14 protein-coding genes and 1 pseudogene are annotated in these 14,463 nt (G+C 66.7%); 10 read left to right on the top strand and 5 right to left on the bottom strand.

The genetic code is table 11. The features are described from left to right. Positions 1 to 50 precede the first annotated feature (50 nt). Genes C0R46_RS12565 through C0R46_RS12550 form a run of 4 tightly spaced genes read right to left on the bottom strand, consistent with a single transcriptional unit; the run spans position 51 to position 3,263 of the window. Positions 51 to 926, bottom strand: a complete 876-nt coding sequence (locus tag C0R46_RS12565) for an SMP-30/gluconolactonase/LRE family protein (RefSeq protein ID WP_102959977.1) — start codon at positions 924 to 926, stop codon at positions 51 to 53. Further along, positions 923 to 1,558, bottom strand: coding sequence for a 2-dehydro-3-deoxy-6-phosphogalactonate aldolase (locus C0R46_RS12560; protein WP_102959976.1), 636 nt, complete (start codon positions 1,556 to 1,558; stop codon positions 923 to 925). Before C0R46_RS12560 ends, C0R46_RS12565 begins: the two co-directional genes overlap by 4 nt. Next, positions 1,555 to 2,493, bottom strand: a complete 939-nt coding sequence (locus C0R46_RS12555; protein ID WP_102959975.1) for a 2-dehydro-3-deoxygalactonokinase — start codon at positions 2,491 to 2,493, stop codon at positions 1,555 to 1,557. Before C0R46_RS12555 ends, C0R46_RS12560 begins: the two co-directional genes overlap by 4 nt. Further along, positions 2,490 to 3,263 carry an SDR family NAD(P)-dependent oxidoreductase gene (locus C0R46_RS12550; protein ID WP_102959974.1) on the bottom strand — a complete coding sequence of 258 codons (774 nt, stop codon included), beginning with the start codon at positions 3,261 to 3,263 and terminating at the stop codon, positions 2,490 to 2,492. The genes C0R46_RS12555 and C0R46_RS12550 overlap by 4 nt, the downstream gene beginning before the upstream one ends. Positions 3,264 to 3,528: 265 nt before the next feature. On the opposite strand from C0R46_RS12550, the gene C0R46_RS12545 reads away from it, so the two are divergent. The 7 genes and pseudogenes from C0R46_RS12545 to C0R46_RS12515 all read left to right on the top strand — a co-directional run bounded on the left by C0R46_RS12545 (position 3,529) and on the right by C0R46_RS12515 (position 11,071). Next, positions 3,529 to 4,539: a TerC/Alx family metal homeostasis membrane protein gene (locus tag C0R46_RS12545; protein ID WP_102959973.1), complete on the top strand. Its 1,011-nt coding sequence runs from the start codon at positions 3,529 to 3,531 to the stop codon at positions 4,537 to 4,539. Between the two features lie 407 nt (positions 4,540 to 4,946). After that, on the top strand, positions 4,947 to 6,056 hold the full coding sequence (locus tag C0R46_RS12540) for an ABC transporter substrate-binding protein (RefSeq protein WP_102959972.1): 1,110 nt from the start codon (positions 4,947 to 4,949) through the stop codon (positions 6,054 to 6,056). Positions 6,057 to 6,129: 73 nt separating this feature from the next. After that, positions 6,130 to 7,059 carry an ABC transporter permease gene (locus C0R46_RS12535; RefSeq protein WP_102959971.1) on the top strand — a complete coding sequence of 310 codons (930 nt, stop codon included), beginning with the start codon at positions 6,130 to 6,132 and terminating at the stop codon, positions 7,057 to 7,059. Continuing rightward, positions 7,056 to 7,874, top strand: coding sequence for an ABC transporter permease (locus C0R46_RS12530; RefSeq protein WP_102959970.1), 819 nt, complete (start codon positions 7,056 to 7,058; stop codon positions 7,872 to 7,874). Before C0R46_RS12535 ends, C0R46_RS12530 begins: the two co-directional genes overlap by 4 nt. Then, positions 7,871 to 8,956 (top strand): ABC transporter ATP-binding protein, encoded by a 1,086-nt coding sequence (locus tag C0R46_RS12525; RefSeq protein ID WP_102959969.1) that lies wholly within the window; start codon positions 7,871 to 7,873, stop codon positions 8,954 to 8,956. Before C0R46_RS12530 ends, C0R46_RS12525 begins: the two co-directional genes overlap by 4 nt. 287 nt (positions 8,957 to 9,243) lie before the next feature. After that, positions 9,244 to 9,858, top strand: a pseudogene (locus C0R46_RS12520) (cell wall hydrolase); the annotation flags it as partial. 202 nt (positions 9,859 to 10,060) lie between these two features. Then, entirely contained in the window at positions 10,061 to 11,071 is a 1,011-nt protein-coding gene (locus C0R46_RS12515; protein WP_198598320.1) for a quinoprotein relay system zinc metallohydrolase 2, read from the top strand. A gap of 74 nt (positions 11,072 to 11,145) precedes the next feature. Here the strand turns inward: C0R46_RS12515 and C0R46_RS12510 are convergent, their stop codons facing one another. Beyond that, a complete protein-coding gene (locus C0R46_RS12510) occupies positions 11,146 to 12,228 on the bottom strand; it encodes a zinc ABC transporter substrate-binding protein (RefSeq protein WP_102959968.1) in 1,083 nt (360 codons plus the stop codon). Between the two features lie 118 nt (positions 12,229 to 12,346). On the opposite strand from C0R46_RS12510, the gene znuC reads away from it, so the two are divergent. Genes znuC through C0R46_RS12495 form a run of 3 tightly spaced genes read left to right on the top strand, consistent with a single transcriptional unit; the run spans position 12,347 to position 14,425 of the window. Beyond that, on the top strand, positions 12,347 to 13,183 hold the full coding sequence (gene znuC / locus C0R46_RS12505) for a zinc ABC transporter ATP-binding protein ZnuC (protein ID WP_102959967.1): 837 nt from the start codon (positions 12,347 to 12,349) through the stop codon (positions 13,181 to 13,183). Beyond that, positions 13,173 to 14,021: a metal ABC transporter permease gene (locus C0R46_RS12500; protein ID WP_102960037.1), complete on the top strand. Its 849-nt coding sequence runs from the start codon at positions 13,173 to 13,175 to the stop codon at positions 14,019 to 14,021. The genes znuC and C0R46_RS12500 overlap by 11 nt, the downstream gene beginning before the upstream one ends. Further along, positions 14,018 to 14,425 carry a Fur family transcriptional regulator gene (locus tag C0R46_RS12495; RefSeq protein ID WP_102959966.1) on the top strand — a complete coding sequence of 136 codons (408 nt, stop codon included), beginning with the start codon at positions 14,018 to 14,020 and terminating at the stop codon, positions 14,423 to 14,425. Before C0R46_RS12500 ends, C0R46_RS12495 begins: the two co-directional genes overlap by 4 nt. The last annotated feature ends 38 nt before the right edge of the window (positions 14,426 to 14,463 follow it).

Below are 14,463 nucleotides of genomic sequence, written 5' to 3'. Positions count from 1 at the left end.
GCGGGAAGAGCAACTGCCCGCCTGGTCAAACGAGTGCCGGCGGCGCTGCCTTATAGCACCACGTCCGGCTCATGCCGGCCGGGCACGCCGAGGTCGAGGATGAAGGTCTTGCCGGCCTCAGGGTCGGCAGCGCGCTCGGCCTCCGACAGGCCGGACCAGGCGGAGGTCACCACTACGCGGTCGGCTTTCTGGCCGACGAAAGCTGGGCAGCTCACCTGGGCTGCCGGCATGTCGACGGTGCGCAGGAGCGTGCCGTCCGGGCGGTAGCTATAGAGCTTGCCGCTGCCCCAGCGGGCATTCCAGAGGACACCGTCGGCATCCACCACCGAGCCGTCATGGCCGCCCTTCTGTCCGTCCTTGTCGACCAGCACCTCTGGCTCGGCCGTTGGCAGACCGCTCCAGGGATCGATCGCCACCCGCATGATGCGGTTGTCCTTGGTGTCGGTGAAGTAGGCGATCGAGCCGTCCGGCGCGAAGGAGATGGAGTTCGGGATGCCGATCTCCGGATAGAGCTGCTTCACCTCGCCCCTGCGGTACCAGTAGATCGCGCCCGCTTTCGGCTCACCGCCTTTGCCCATGGTGCTGATCCAGAAGGCGCCGGAGGCATGGACGCGGCTGTCATTGGAGCGCGTGGCGGGATTGTCCGCCTCGATCGGCCGGTGCAGCGTCAGGGCGCCCGTCGCGACGTCGCGGATGTAGAGCCCGTCCTCGGCCATCACCAGCTGACGCCCTGCATCGATGCGGGCCAGCGCGCTCGCCATGAAGGGCAGTTCGTGGATTGTGGTGCGATCTGCCGTGAGCCCGCGCTCGAACAGCCGCTTGCTCTCGATGTCGAACCACCAGACCGTGTCGGTGGTCGGATCGTAGGTGACGCCTTCGCCGAGCTGAGCGGCGATGTCGCAGAAGATGCGCGGTTCCTGGCTCATCCTGCAAAGGCCTCATCATAGGCTTGAACGATCGCCCGTGCCTTGGCGCCCACCTCGGCTGCGCTGGAGCCCGGCTTGTAGAGGCTGGAGCCGATGCCGAAGGTACGCACGCCGACGGCCCTGTAGGCCGAGAAGTCGCGCTCCGACACGCCGCCCACCGCGCCGATCGGCAGCGCCGGCGGCAGCACGGCCCGGATCGCCGCGATGCCGGCGGGTCCGAGCACGCTGGCGGGGAAGAACTTCAGCGCCGTCGCGCCGGCCTTGATTGCGGTGAAGGCCTCCGTCGGCGTGAAGACGCCCGGCATTGTCACCATGGAGCGGCGCGCAGCTTCGCCGAGCACGTCGACATCGACATTCGGGCTGATGACGAGCCGACCGCCGATCCCGTCGAGGCGCACGACGTCATCGGCCGTGAGCACCGTACCGGCGCCGATCAGGCAGTCGGCCGGGGCGAGCTTCACCGCCGTCTCGATGGAGCGGAAGGGCTCCGGCGAGTTCAGCGGGATCTCGATCGCCGTAAAGCCGGCCTCGATCAGCGCGCCGACGACGCTTTGGCTCTCCTCCGGCTTCAGTCCCCGCAAGATGGCGATGAGGCCACGGGGGAGGGCGGCGACAGGATTGGTTTCGCTCATGCGCTGATTGTGTCCTTGCTCTGCGGTCCCCAGAAGCGCTGGGCTGCGGCGAAGAGGCCGGCTCTGACCGCCGCATCGGCGTCGACGATGCCGGCGGTGATGCCGCAGGCGGTTAGAGCGCTGTCATAAAGGCGCGCCATGCGGCCAGAGGCGACGAGCGTGACGGCGGTGTTTGGTCTGTCGCCCAGCGCGCCGGCGATCTCTTGGCCGATGAGAAGGCCCGACAGGGTCGCTCCGGCGTCCTTTGCGTCACTCACTCCCAGAAGCCCACCGGCGCGGATCGCAAACAGCGCGTTCAAAAGCCGCTGCGGCTCCCGGAAACCGGCGATGACAGCGTTGCGGAAGGCCTCGCCCTGCGGATCGGTGTCGGCGGCCGCGTCGATCGTATGGCTGAGGATCGAATGGCGCGAAAACAGCGCGAAGGTCTCGCCGGTCATGAAGGTCGAGAAGCCGGTGACGGTCCCATCCGCGATGCTCGCCCACTTCGAATGGGTGCCCGGCAGGCAGATCAGCCCGTCGCCGCCAGCGCCGGTCGAAAGCGCGCCGGCAAGCTGCGTTTCCTCGCCGCGCATGACGTCCGGCCGCCCCGCTTGGCGCTGCGCGATACCTGGCAGGATACGGACGGCGCGGGCCCCATCCTCGAAGGCGATGGCGGCATCGAACAGGGCGGCGAGCGGCGCCGGTGTCTCGACATAGCCGGCCTCGCGCCAGCCCTGCCGCGCGCCGGCCATGCCGCAGATCACCACCGGCAGCCTGTCCGGCGCCTCGACGGCGGCGAGGTGCTTGGCGAGCACGGCCGGGAAGCCGCTCGTCGCGGCCGAGACCGTCATCCCCTCGTCGCCGCGCGACTCCGCAAGCACCGACCCGTCAGGGCCGAGCAGCCACAGGCGGAAGCTGGAGGTGCCCCAGTCGACGGCGACGTAAGGGGCGCTCATCCCGTCACCACCACGCCGGCATCGACGACGAGCGCCTGTCCGGTCATCACGCTGGAAGCATCCGACGCCAGGAACAGCGTCGGCCCGACCATGTCCTCGGGCACGATCTCGCGCGGCAGGCACTGGCGTTCGAGATGCGCCGCGAGGCCCTCCGGCGTCACCCAGAGATCGCGCTGGCGCTCCGTGAGCACCCAGCCCGGCATCAGCGCATTGACGCGGATGCCGAAGGGACCGAGCTCGCGAGCGAGGCCGCGCGTCAGCCCGGTGATGGCGGACTTCGCCGCGACATAGGCGGGGTAGCCGGCATTGCCCATCATGTAGGAGATCGAGGAGTAGTTGATGATGGTGCCGCGGCCGGCAGCCTTCATGTCTGCGGCGGCTTCCTGCGCGGTGAAGAAGTGCGGCCGGAGGTTCACCGCCATGGAGCGGTCGTAGTCGGCGACCGAATAATCCGACAGACCATGGCGGTTGTCCGATGCGGCGTTGTTGACGAGCACCTCGATCGGCCCGTGGGCGGCCTTGGCCTCGCGCATCGCGGCGACCAATGCGTCGACATCGGTGATGTCGCAGGGGATGAACAGCGGCCGCGTTCCGTAGTCAGCTTCCAGCCGGTCGCAGAGCGCGCTGGCATCCGAGCGCTGCACGAAGGCAACGCGGCAGCCCTGTTCGAGGAAGCCTTCGGTGAGTGAAGCGCCGATCCCGGAGCCGCCGCCGGTGATGAAGACCGACCTGCCGGCGAGATCCGGAAACCGGGCCGAAACCGATGTCATGCCGTCAGCCTCTCGCTCGCCATTCCAGCGCCTTCCATAGAGCGCGAGAGCATGCCCGAACAAGCCGGCTGGTTGAGCCCGCAAGCGGCACCCGCAGCTTTTTTTGACGCCCATCTTTTTTCGCGTCTGGCGAATGAGCATCTGAGGCGGAAAGGCGGCACTCCGGCGACGGGGCCGCGACGGACCGGCGAAGCCGGCCGTTCCAACGCCGCCCGACGGGCATCGACAACACGACGGCCCTCAGGGCGACGAAAGGAACGACAGAATGCAGGTACCGGTGTGGCTCTGGGTGTCGACGGTCTTGGCCTTCGGGGCCCTGTTCGCCTTCGACTTCGTCTCGCATGTGCGCCGGCCGCATCACCCGACATTTCGTGAATCCGCGATCTGGTCGATCTTCTACATCGTCCTCTCGCTGATCTTCGGTGCGGTCATCTGGAGCGTCTGGGGCAACGAATACGGCCTCGAATACATCGCCGGCTTCATCACCGAGAAGAGCCTGTCGGTCGACAACCTCTTCGTCTTCGTCATCATCATGGCGAAGTTCCGCGTGCCGCCGGAGTTCCAGCAGAAGGCGCTGCTGATCGGCATCATCATCGCGCTCGTCATGCGCGGCGCCTTCATCGCCGTTGGTGCGGCTGCGATCGAGGAGTTCTCCTGGATCTTCTACATCTTCGGCCTCTTCCTCATCTACACCGCGATCAAGCTGGCGATGGAGAGTGTCGGCGGCCATCAGACTTCGGAAGAGTACGAGGCGAACGCGATCGTGCGCTTCGTGCAGCGCCATATCCCGTCGACGGAAAGCTTTGCGGACGGTTCGATCTTCATCCGCGAACATGGTCGTCGGCTGGCGACGCCGATGCTTGTGGTCATCGTCGCGCTCGGCATGACCGATCTTCTCTTCGCGCTGGATTCGATCCCGGCGATCTATGGCCTCACCGAGGAGCCGTACATCGTCTTCACCGCCAATGCCTTCGCGCTGCTCGGCCTCCTGCAGCTCTATTTCCTGCTCGGCGGCCTGCTCGATCGCCTGGTCTATCTTGGCATCGGCCTCTCGATCATCCTGGCCTTCATCGGCGTGAAGCTGATCTTCCACGCTATGGCGGAGAATACGCTGTCCTTCGTCAATGGCGGCCAGTCGATCGAGTGGGTGCCGCATATCACCACCTTCACCTCGCTCGGCATCATCATCGGCGTGCTCGTCGTGACGACGGTCGCGAGCCTGATCAAGAGCCGGGCCGACCTGAAGGCGGGAGCCGGGAAGCCGAACGCTCACTGACGCGGGCGCCGGACTGCTGCTCAGCGGCAGCGATGGCAGCCTGACCTATCCACGGCAATGTTTGGTCCTGACTGGGGCGGCGGACTTCGGTTCGCCGCCCCTTGTCGTATCCGGCTGTGGATAACGGGAGTTTCCTTTCCGGCGCAGCCGTCGAGGGATGGCCGCCGTATCGGCTTCAGCGTCTGGAGCCGCTGGTCAACAACTCTCTTCGCCTGAACACCTGGGGCCCGATTGCTGGACGCTGCGAAACGCGTCATCATCGTTGCGTGCCCGTCCGCTGATCATCTGCGGCGGGCATGCCGACATCCAACTGTCATCCGGCACTGCTAACCGATCGCCGCCCCGGATGGGGCGCCAACAGGCAAAGGTCCGGACATGATGTCCGCGGCCACAGCAAAGGGTTCTTCATGCGTAACCATCTGAAGCGCGCCGCCAGCGTCGCGGCCATGATGTCGATGTGGACGGGAATGGCGAGCGCGCAGTCGGCCGCGTCGATGGACGAGCTGATCGCGGCCGCGAAGAAGGAAGGCCAGCTGACGACGATCGCGCTGCCGCACGACTGGTGCGGCTACGGCGCCGTCATCGAGGGCTTCAAGGCCAAGTATGGCATCCAGGTCAACGAGCTGAACCCCGACGCCGGTTCGGGCGACGAGATCGAGGCGATCAAGGCCAACAAGGGCAACACCGGCCCGCAGGCTCCGGACGTCATCGACGTCGGCCTTTCCTTCGGCCCGAGCGCCAAGGCCGACGGCCTGCTGATGCCCTACAAGGTCTCGACCTGGGACGAGATCCCGGCCGACGCCAAGGATGCCGACGGCCACTGGTATGGTGACTACTACGGCGTTCTCGCCTTCGAGGTGAACAAGGACATCGTCGAGACCGTGCCGACCGACTGGGCCGATCTCCTGAAGTCCGACTACGCCAACTCCGTCGCGCTCGCCGGCGATCCGCGAGCCTCCGCGCAGGCGATCCAGGGCGTCTATGCGGCGGGCCTGTCGCGCGCCGGCGGTGACGCCTCCAAGGCTGCCGAGGAGGGTCTCTCCTTCTTCGCCGAGCTGAACAAGAACGGCAATTTCGTGCCGGTCATCGGCAAGTCGGCCTCGCTCGCGCAGGGCGCAACGCCTATCATCATCCGCTGGGACTACAGCGCGCTGTCGGATCGCGACACGCTCGCCGGCAACCCGAATGTTGAGGTCGTGGTGCCGAAGACCGGCGTTATCGCCGGCGTCTACGTGCAGGGCATCAGCGCCTACGCGCCGCACCCGAACGCGGCCAAGCTCTGGATGGAGTATCTCTATTCCGACGAGGGGCAGCTCGGCTGGCTGAAGGGCTATTGCCACCCGATCCGCTTCAACGCCATGTCGAAGGCCGGCAAGATCCCGGCCGACCTCCTCGCCAAGCTGCCGGAGGCCTCGGCCTACGAGAAGGCCGTCTTCCCGACGCTGGAGGAGCAGAACGCGGCCAAGGCGAAGATCACCGCCGATTGGGACAAGGTCGTCGGCGCCAACGTCCAGTAAGCGCCTTACACCATCAGGCCGGCCCGTCAGGGCCGGCCACCTCTCCCCAGTGATCAGGATTTAGAGCCGCCGTATGTCGACCGACGCGGGTCTCGTCGCATCATCTCCCGGTGTCCCCGTCGGGACGAGCACCGCTGCGCGGGCTCGTGCACCGCTCGGCGGATCGACGCTGGCAGTGCTCGGCGTCACACCCTTCTTTCTGTTTTCGCTGCTCTTCCTGATCGGGCCGACGCTCTATCTGATGCTCGGGGCCTTCCAGACGCCGGACGGCAGTCTGACCCTCGACAACATTGCCGGCCTCTTCACCCCCTCGATCCTGTCGGCCTACAAGATTTCGATCGAGGTGAGCCTTGCATCCGCGGCCCTTGGCGCGGTCTTCGGTTTCCTGATCGCCTATGCCATCGTGCAGGGCGGGCTGCCGGCCTGGATCCGGCCGACCATGACGACCTTCTCGGGCGTCGCCTCCAACTTCGCCGGCGTGCCCTTGGCCTTCGCCTTCATCGCCACCGTCGGCCGGCTCGGCCTCGTCACGGTGCTGCTGAACGAGCTCTTCGGCGTGAATATCTACCGCTACGGGTTCAACCTCCTGAGTTTTTGGGGGCTGACCATCACCTATCTCTACTTCCAGATTCCGCTGATGGTGCTGATCCTGACGCCGGCGATCGACGGCTTGAAGCGTGAATGGCGCGAGGCCGCCTCGATGCTCGGCGCGAGCCGCTGGCAGTACTGGCGGATGATCGCGCTTCCCGTGCTGGCGCCGAGCATCCTCGGCTGCTTCCTGCTTCTCTTCGCCAACGCCTTCGGTGCGATCGCAACGGCCTATGCGCTGACCGGCTCGTCGCTGAACATCGTGCCGATCCTGCTCTATGCGCAGATCCGCGGCGACGTCCTGCACAACGCCAATCTCGGCTACGCCCTGGCGCTTGGTATGATCATCATCACCGGCTGCTCGAACGCCCTCTATATCGTCTTGCGGGCGCGCAGCGAGAGGTGGCTGCGATGAACCGCTCGCGGATTGCGCCGACCGTCATCGTCACGCTCGCGGCGCTATATTTCCTCGTGCCGCTGGTCGCCACGCTCGAATTCTCCATGCGCATGGTGCGCGGGACCTACTCCTTGAAGGCCTATCAGGTCGTCTTTGCCGACCCGCGCTTCCAGGCGACCTTCTCCTTCTCGGTGATCGCGGCGCTCTGCACCATCGTCATCGGCGCGCTTCTGGTGGTGCCGACCGCCTACTGGATCCGGCTGAAGTTCCCGCGGCTGCGCGGCCTCGTCGAGTTCATCACGCTGCTGCCGCTGGTGGTGCCGCCGATCGTTCTCGTCTTCGGCTACTTGAGGATCTACAACTCGTCCTCCTGGCTTCCCTTCACGGCGACCATCGCCGGGACCAATGTGCTCCTCGTCTTCGGCTATGCCGTTCTGTCGCTCCCCTACATGTACCGGGCGGTCGACACCGGCATGGGCGCGATCGACATCCGCACGCTGACGGAGGCGGCCGAAAGCCTCGGCGCCAGCCGCCGCACCATCCTGATGCGGGTCATCCTGCCGAATGTCCGGGCGGCGATCCTGTCCGGCGCCTTCCTGACCTTCGCCATCGTCATCGGCGAGTTCGTGCTGGCGAGCCTCCTGAACCGCCCGGCCTTCGGGCCATATCTGCAGCTCGTCGGCGCCAACCGCGCCTATGAGCCGGCGGCGCTCGCCATGATCGCCTTCGCCATCACCTGGGCCTGCATGGGCTTCCTGCAGCTCTTCGGCTCGGGCGTTCCGGGCCGGCGCCTGGGCTCCACCATCCTCAGATTCGGAAAACGCGGACGATGAGCTTTCTCGAGATCTCCGGCGTTCGCAAGAGCTTCGGTCCGACCACGGTCGTCCACGATTTCGACCTGTCGGCGGAGAAGGGCGAGTTCATCTCCTTCCTCGGCCCCTCCGGCTGCGGCAAGACGACGATGCTGCGCATGATCGCGGGCTTCGAGACGCCGTCGCAGGGCACGATCCGCATCGACGGCGAGGACGTCACGCATGTCCAGCCGAATGCGCGGCGGATCGGCATGGTGTTCCAGGCCTATGCCCTGTTCCCGAACCTCACCATCGCCGACAATGTCGCCTTCGGGCTGAAGGTGGCGGGCCGCCCGAAGGCGGAGATCGCCACCCGCGTCGAGGAGATGCTGGCGCTGATCAAGCTGCCGCATCTGGCGAGCCGCTATCCCTACCAGCTGTCCGGCGGCCAGCAGCAGCGCGTCGCCCTGGCGCGGGCCATCGCGGTCAAGCCGCGCGTCCTTCTTCTCGACGAGCCGCTCTCGGCGCTGGACGCCAAGATCCGTGTCTCGCTGCGTGAAGAGATCCGCAGCCTGCAGCGCGAGCTCGGCATCACCACCATCTTCGTTACCCACGATCAGGAGGAGGCTCTCTCCATGTCCGATCGCATCGTGGTGATGAGCGAGGGGCGGATCGACCAGATCGGCAACCCCTTCGAGATCTACAACAAGCCGCGCACCCGCTTCGTCGCCGGCTTCGTCGGCACGCTCAGCGTTCTGGAGGCGGTTGCGACCGGCGGCACCGGTGTGCGCATCGGCGAGGAGGCGATCGTTCTTTCCGGGGCGCCTGCCGTTCAGCCTGGCACGTCGCTCTCGCTGGCGCTGCGGCCCGAGGCCGTCTCGCTGCATCCCTCGCCGGAGCGGATCAATCGGCTGGCCGGCCGGATCGTCGATGTCGCCTTCCTCGGCTCGGTGGTCCGCATGCGCATTGCAACGGCTGGCGGCACCGTGCTGGTCGACAGCTTCAACGACCCCGCCACCCCGCCGCCGCAGCGCGATACGGCCGTGACGCTGCACTTCACCGCAGCCGGGATCTATCCGCTCGAAGGCGCGGGCGATGCGCCGGTGGCCGCGGCCGCTGCCTGAGGCGGCGGGCCGCATGCCGCATCCCCAGCGTCGGAGGGGGGCGGGCGATGTGCCAGGCGGCGCTCACCATTCGTTAACCCTGTCCGCAGAATGATGGCGCCCACATGGCCCGATAGCTAAAATTCGCGTCCAAACAACGGCTTATTCGTCCATTCCGGGCCGGCGCCGAGGCCCGGCTCAAGCGCTCGTTAAGCGTTCCGTGCGATCGTCCGGGGACTGTTGCCAGTCTGGAACTCCGGATGACGCCCGAACGAATCTCTCGACATATGCTGAAGGCAGCATGCCTCATGCTGCTGTCGGGTCTGGCCGCCTGTGGCCACTTCCGCGGCTCGTCGACGCCCCGCATGAGCGAGCACGAATGCATGACGCGGGTCATGTACTTCGAGTCCAATCGCTCCAGCGACGATGGTATGCTGGCGGTCGGAACGGTGGTGATGAACCGCCTGAAGTCCGGCAAGTATCCGAAGACGATCTGCGGTGTCGTCGGGCAGAAGAACCAGTTCGCGCCCGGCGTGCTGACACGCAAGATGGAGGTCGGCAAGGACCGTGCCGCGCGCATGGCGAAGCAGGTGATGCGCGGCAAGCGCCATCCCAAGGTACAGAAGGCGATGTTCTTCCACACCGCCGGCATGACCTTCCCCTACACCAACATGCACTATCTCGTGGTCGCCGGCGGCAACGCCTTCTACGAGAAGCGCAAGAATGCGCGGCGCCTCAGCGATCCGCCGTTCCGCAATCCGGAGCCGGCCATCGCGTCTGGTGGCGAGACGCCGAGCTGGGCGCTGTTTGGGCGGCCTGCACCCGTCGAGCGTGAGATCGTCTACAGCGCCGCGCCGGACGCCAGGACGCTGGTGGCACCCCAGCCGGTCCGGCGTGCACGTCCCGCTCCGGTCGAAGCACCGGCGCCCCGTCTCCTGGAGACGCTCACCATCGAGGACCTGATCCGCGAGCAGGGTCTCTGATCCTTTGATCTCGGAACCCGGTCAGGTTTGCCTGGCCGGGTGTTGAGGCGCATGATCCTGTGCTCTGCCGCCGAGGTGGCAGTGCGCACCGGGAGAGACGTCGTCAGGCGGCTCCATCCGTGCGGGAACGGGAGGAAGCGCGATGTGCCGATCGATCGAGGCGCCGGAGCCGACGGGCTTGTCGTTGCGCCGGCCGCTGACGCGGCGTGGCTTTACCTGCCTCGCACTGCCCGCTCTCGCCCTACCATGGCTGCCGCGCGCGGCGATGGCCGCGCCGGTTGAGCCCGCTGCGGCCGAGCCTCTTGGAATGGAGGAGATTGCCGCCGGCGTCTTCGTACACCGCGGCGCGATCGATCTCATGCGCCCGGACAATGCGGGTGCGATCGCCAATCTTGGCTTCATCGTCGGTGAGGAAGCCGCGGCGGTGGTGGACAGCGGCGGCAGCCTCAACGAGGGGCGACGGCTGCTGGCGGCGGTGAAGGCCGCGACGGACCGGCCGGTCCGCTACGTCGTCAACACCCATATGCATCCCGACCATCTCTTCGGTAACGCCGCCTTCGCGGGGGAGGGCATTACCTTCGTCGGCCACCGCAACCTCGCGGCGGCGCTGGCGGCGCGCCGCGAGACGTATCTTGCCTCCAACCTCGAGGCGATGGGCGCGGCACTGATGGAGGGGACGGAGCTGGTGCCGCCGACGCTCGCCATCGCTGAGACGACGAAACTCGATCTCGGCGGACGGGCGATCGAGCTGCGGCCATGGCCGACGGCTCATACGAACAACGACGTGACCGTCGCCGACAGTGCGACCGGAGCGCTGTTCGCCGGCGACCTCGTCTTCCAGGAGCACTGCCCGACCCTGGACGGCAGCCTCAAGGGTTGGCTGGCGGTGCTGGATGAACTGCAGGCCCTGAAGCCGGCGACGCTCGTGCCGGGGCACGGGCCGACGCGTCTTTCGACCCCTTCCGCCTTTGCCGATACGCGACGCTATCTCGAAGTGCTGGCTCGCGACCTTCGGGCGGCGATCGCCGATGGCGTGCCGATGATGCAGGCGGCGAGCACCGCGGCGGCCTCTGAAGCGGGGCGGTGGCAGCTGTTCGAGGAGTACAATCCCCGCAACGCCACGGCCGCATTCGCCGAGCTGGAATGGGAATAGGGCGGCCGCCGGCCGCCCCAAGCTGTCCATTCCGCTCCGTGTTACGTCAATGCCTATGCCGGAGCGTTGCCGTCTCAGGCCGGTGACTTGCCGAGGCAGTCGCTGAGAGACCCTGCGAGCCTGCGCAGGAGCTCGAAGTAAAGATCGGGACCGTCGGTAAGGTCTGCGCCCAGCGGGTCGAGCACGCCGGTGCGGGCATTGGTGCCTTCCGTCACCACGCTGACGAGCTTCGGCTCGAACTGGGGTTCCGCAAAGACGCAAGCCGCGTCGAGCCCTTGGATCTTGGCCTTGATGGCCGAGACGCGCGCGGCGCCCGGAGGCGTTTCAGGGCTGACCGTGATGGAGCCTGCCGCGGGTATGTCGAAGCGCTTCTCGAAATACTGATAGGCATCGTGGAAGACGACGAAGGGCCGGTTCTTCACCGGCTGCACCGTCTTGGTGATCTCAGCCTCCAGCTGATCGAGCTGCTTGGTGACGTCGGCAGCGTTGGCCGCATAGGCCGAGGCATGCTCCGGATCGGCCTTGGCGAGGGCCGTTTCGAACGTGCGGACGAAGACCTTGGCATTCTCCGGGTCGAGCCAGAGATGCATGTCGACCGAGCCGTGCTCGTCGTGGTCATGGTCGTCATGATGGTCGCCATCGGCGTGGTGCTCGTGATCATCACCGTCGCCATCGTCATGATCGGTATGGGCCTCGCCGGCCTGGGTCTTCGCCTCGCGATCATGATCGTGGTCGGCAGCTTCGCCCGACTCGTCGTGATGATGTCCTTCGCCGCCATGGGAGTGTGCCTCGAACGGACCGCCGACGCGGAAGGGCAGGGTGGTGGCTCCGGGCACTTCGGACAAGGCGACCACCGTGGCGCCGCCGGCCAGCGTCTCCAGCGGCTTCGTCAGGAACGTTTCCATATGCGGTCCCATCCAGAAGACCAGATCGGCGCCTTCAAGGTCGGCCGCCTGCGAAGGACGCAGCGAATAGGCGTGCTCGGATCCGGCGCCCTGGACCACCAGCTTCGGCTCGCCGACGCCCTTCATCACGCCGGCGAGCAGCGAATGCAGCGGCTTCAGCGACGCCACGACATTCGGCACCTCGGCCATCGCCATGCTGGGCATTGCGCAGCTTGCCGCTGCGAGAACGAGTAGCTTCTTCAAGGACGGCATCTGATCGCTCCTGGCGCCGTTGATGATATGTTACATCATAACGTTGATGTTGCGTTACGCTATAACGTCTGCCATATCCCGGCGCAAGCCACTGCAGTCGTCGTCGGGAAAGGCAGCCATGTCAGACGCCCTCGTCACCATGACCGATGTCGGGGTCCGCAGGGGCGGGCGCTGGCTGGTACGCGGCGTCTCCCTGGAGGTGCGGCGGGGCGAGATCGTCACGCTGGTCGGGCCGAACGGTTCGGGCAAGACGACCACGGTGAAGACGGCGATCGGCATCTTGCGGCCAGACGAAGGTGAGGTCCGCCGCGCCGGTACTCTGTCGATCGGCTATGTCCCGCAGAAGATGACGATCGACTGGACGCTGCCGCTGAGCGTGCGGCGCCTGATGACGCTGACCGCACCGGCCTCGGCTCAAGCCATCGACGCCGCGCTGGACCGCGTCGGCATCGGCCATCTCGCCAAGGCCGACGTGCAGACATTGTCAGGCGGGGAGTACCAGCGCGCGCTGCTCGCCCGTGCCATGATCCGCCGGCCGGACCTGCTGGTTCTCGACGAGCCGGTGCAGGGCGTCGATTTCGCCGGGCAGCTGGCGCTCTACGATCTCGTTTCGGACATCCGCGAGCGCGACGGCTGCGCAGTGCTGCTGATCTCGCATGACCTTCACGTCGTGATGGCGAAGACCGACACCGTGCTGTGCTTCAACGGCCATGTCTGCTGCGCCGGCACGCCGCAGTCGGTTGCCGCCTCGCCCGCCTATCGCAGCCTGTTCGGACCGCGCGCGGCCGAAACCTTGGCGATCTACAGCCATCATCACGACCATACGCATCTGTCGGACGGCCGCGTGCGCCTCGCCGACGGCACGGTGGCCGACAGCTGTGCCGGTGTTCATGCCGACCGGCATCCTGAGCATCACGCCCACGATCGACGGGAGCATCATGCTCATGCTGAGTGACTTCTTCCTGCGCGCGATCCTGGCTGGCATCGGTATCGCGCTGGTCAGTGGTCCGCTCGGTTGCTTCATCGTCTGGCGCCGCATGGCCTATTTCGGCGACACGATGGCGCATTCGGCGCTTCTCGGCGTCGCGCTCGCCTTTGCCTTCGACATCGACCTGATGCTCGGCGTCTTCGCGGTGGCCGCTCTGGTCTCGGTCGCGCTGCTGCTGCTGCAGCGGCGGGCGAGCCTCTCGACGGATGCCCTGCTTGGCATCCTGTCCCACTCGACGCTGGCGGTCGGCATCGTCATGGTGGCCTTCATGACGTGGATCCGTGTCGACCTGATGGGTTTCCTCTTCGGCGACATCCTCGCCGTGTCGCGGATCGATCTCGCCTTCATCTATGGCGGCGGAGCCGTCGTACTGGCAGTGTTGGCGCTCTTGTGGCGCCCGCTGCTGGCCGCGACCGTCAGCCCGGAGGTCGCCGAGGCCGAAGGCTTGCGGCCGGAGCGCTCACGCATCGTCTTCATGCTGCTGATGGCGGCGGTGATCGCCATTGCCATGAAGATCGTCGGCATCCTGCTCATCACATCGCTGCTGATCATACCAGCGGCAACAGCGCGTCGCTTCGCCGGCACGCCGGAGACGATGGCGGTTCTGGCGTCGATCCTGGGTGCGGTTGCCGCAACGATCGGTCTGTTCGGCTCGTTGGAGTTCGATACGCCGTCCGGGCCATCCGTCGTCGTCGCGGCGCTCGGCCTCTTTCTCCTCAGTCTCCTCTCCGCCGCCCGCTCGGGTGCGGCTTCATCGGCGGAGACGCCGGGCCGAGCGGCGTCTCTCCCGGAGCCGAGCCGATGAGTGGCGCCGCCAAGCTGACGCGCAACCAGCAGCTGGTTCTCGACACTCTGTCCGGCGCCGAGGAGCCGCTGAGCGCCTACACCATCCTCGACCGCCTGCGCGACGAGGGCTTTCGGGCGCCGCTGCAGGTCTACCGGGCGCTGGACCGGCTGCTCGAGGTCGGCCTCGTCCACCGTCTCGACAGCCTCAAGGCCTTCGTGGCCTGCGCCACCCCGCATCATCACCATGAGGCGGCGACGATCGCCTTCGGCATCTGCGAGCGATGCTCCCGCGTCTGGGAGTTCTCCGATGCGGTGGTGGAGGAGCGGCTGAAGGCTTGGGCCAAGACGGAGGGCTTCATGCCGTCCCGGACCTCGGTCGAGATCAGCGGGATCTGTGCCTGCTGCGCGGCGGAAGCAGCCTGAAGCACAGCGGCGTCTTCACGGCGCCGGCGCCATCACCT

It is taken from the genome of Mangrovicella endophytica (genome assembly GCF_002893625.1).
Classification (GTDB): domain Bacteria; phylum Pseudomonadota; class Alphaproteobacteria; order Rhizobiales; family Rhizobiaceae; genus Mangrovicella; species Mangrovicella endophytica.
Note: the sequence above shows the minus strand (reverse complement) of the source record. Positions and strands in the feature narration are given on the sequence as shown.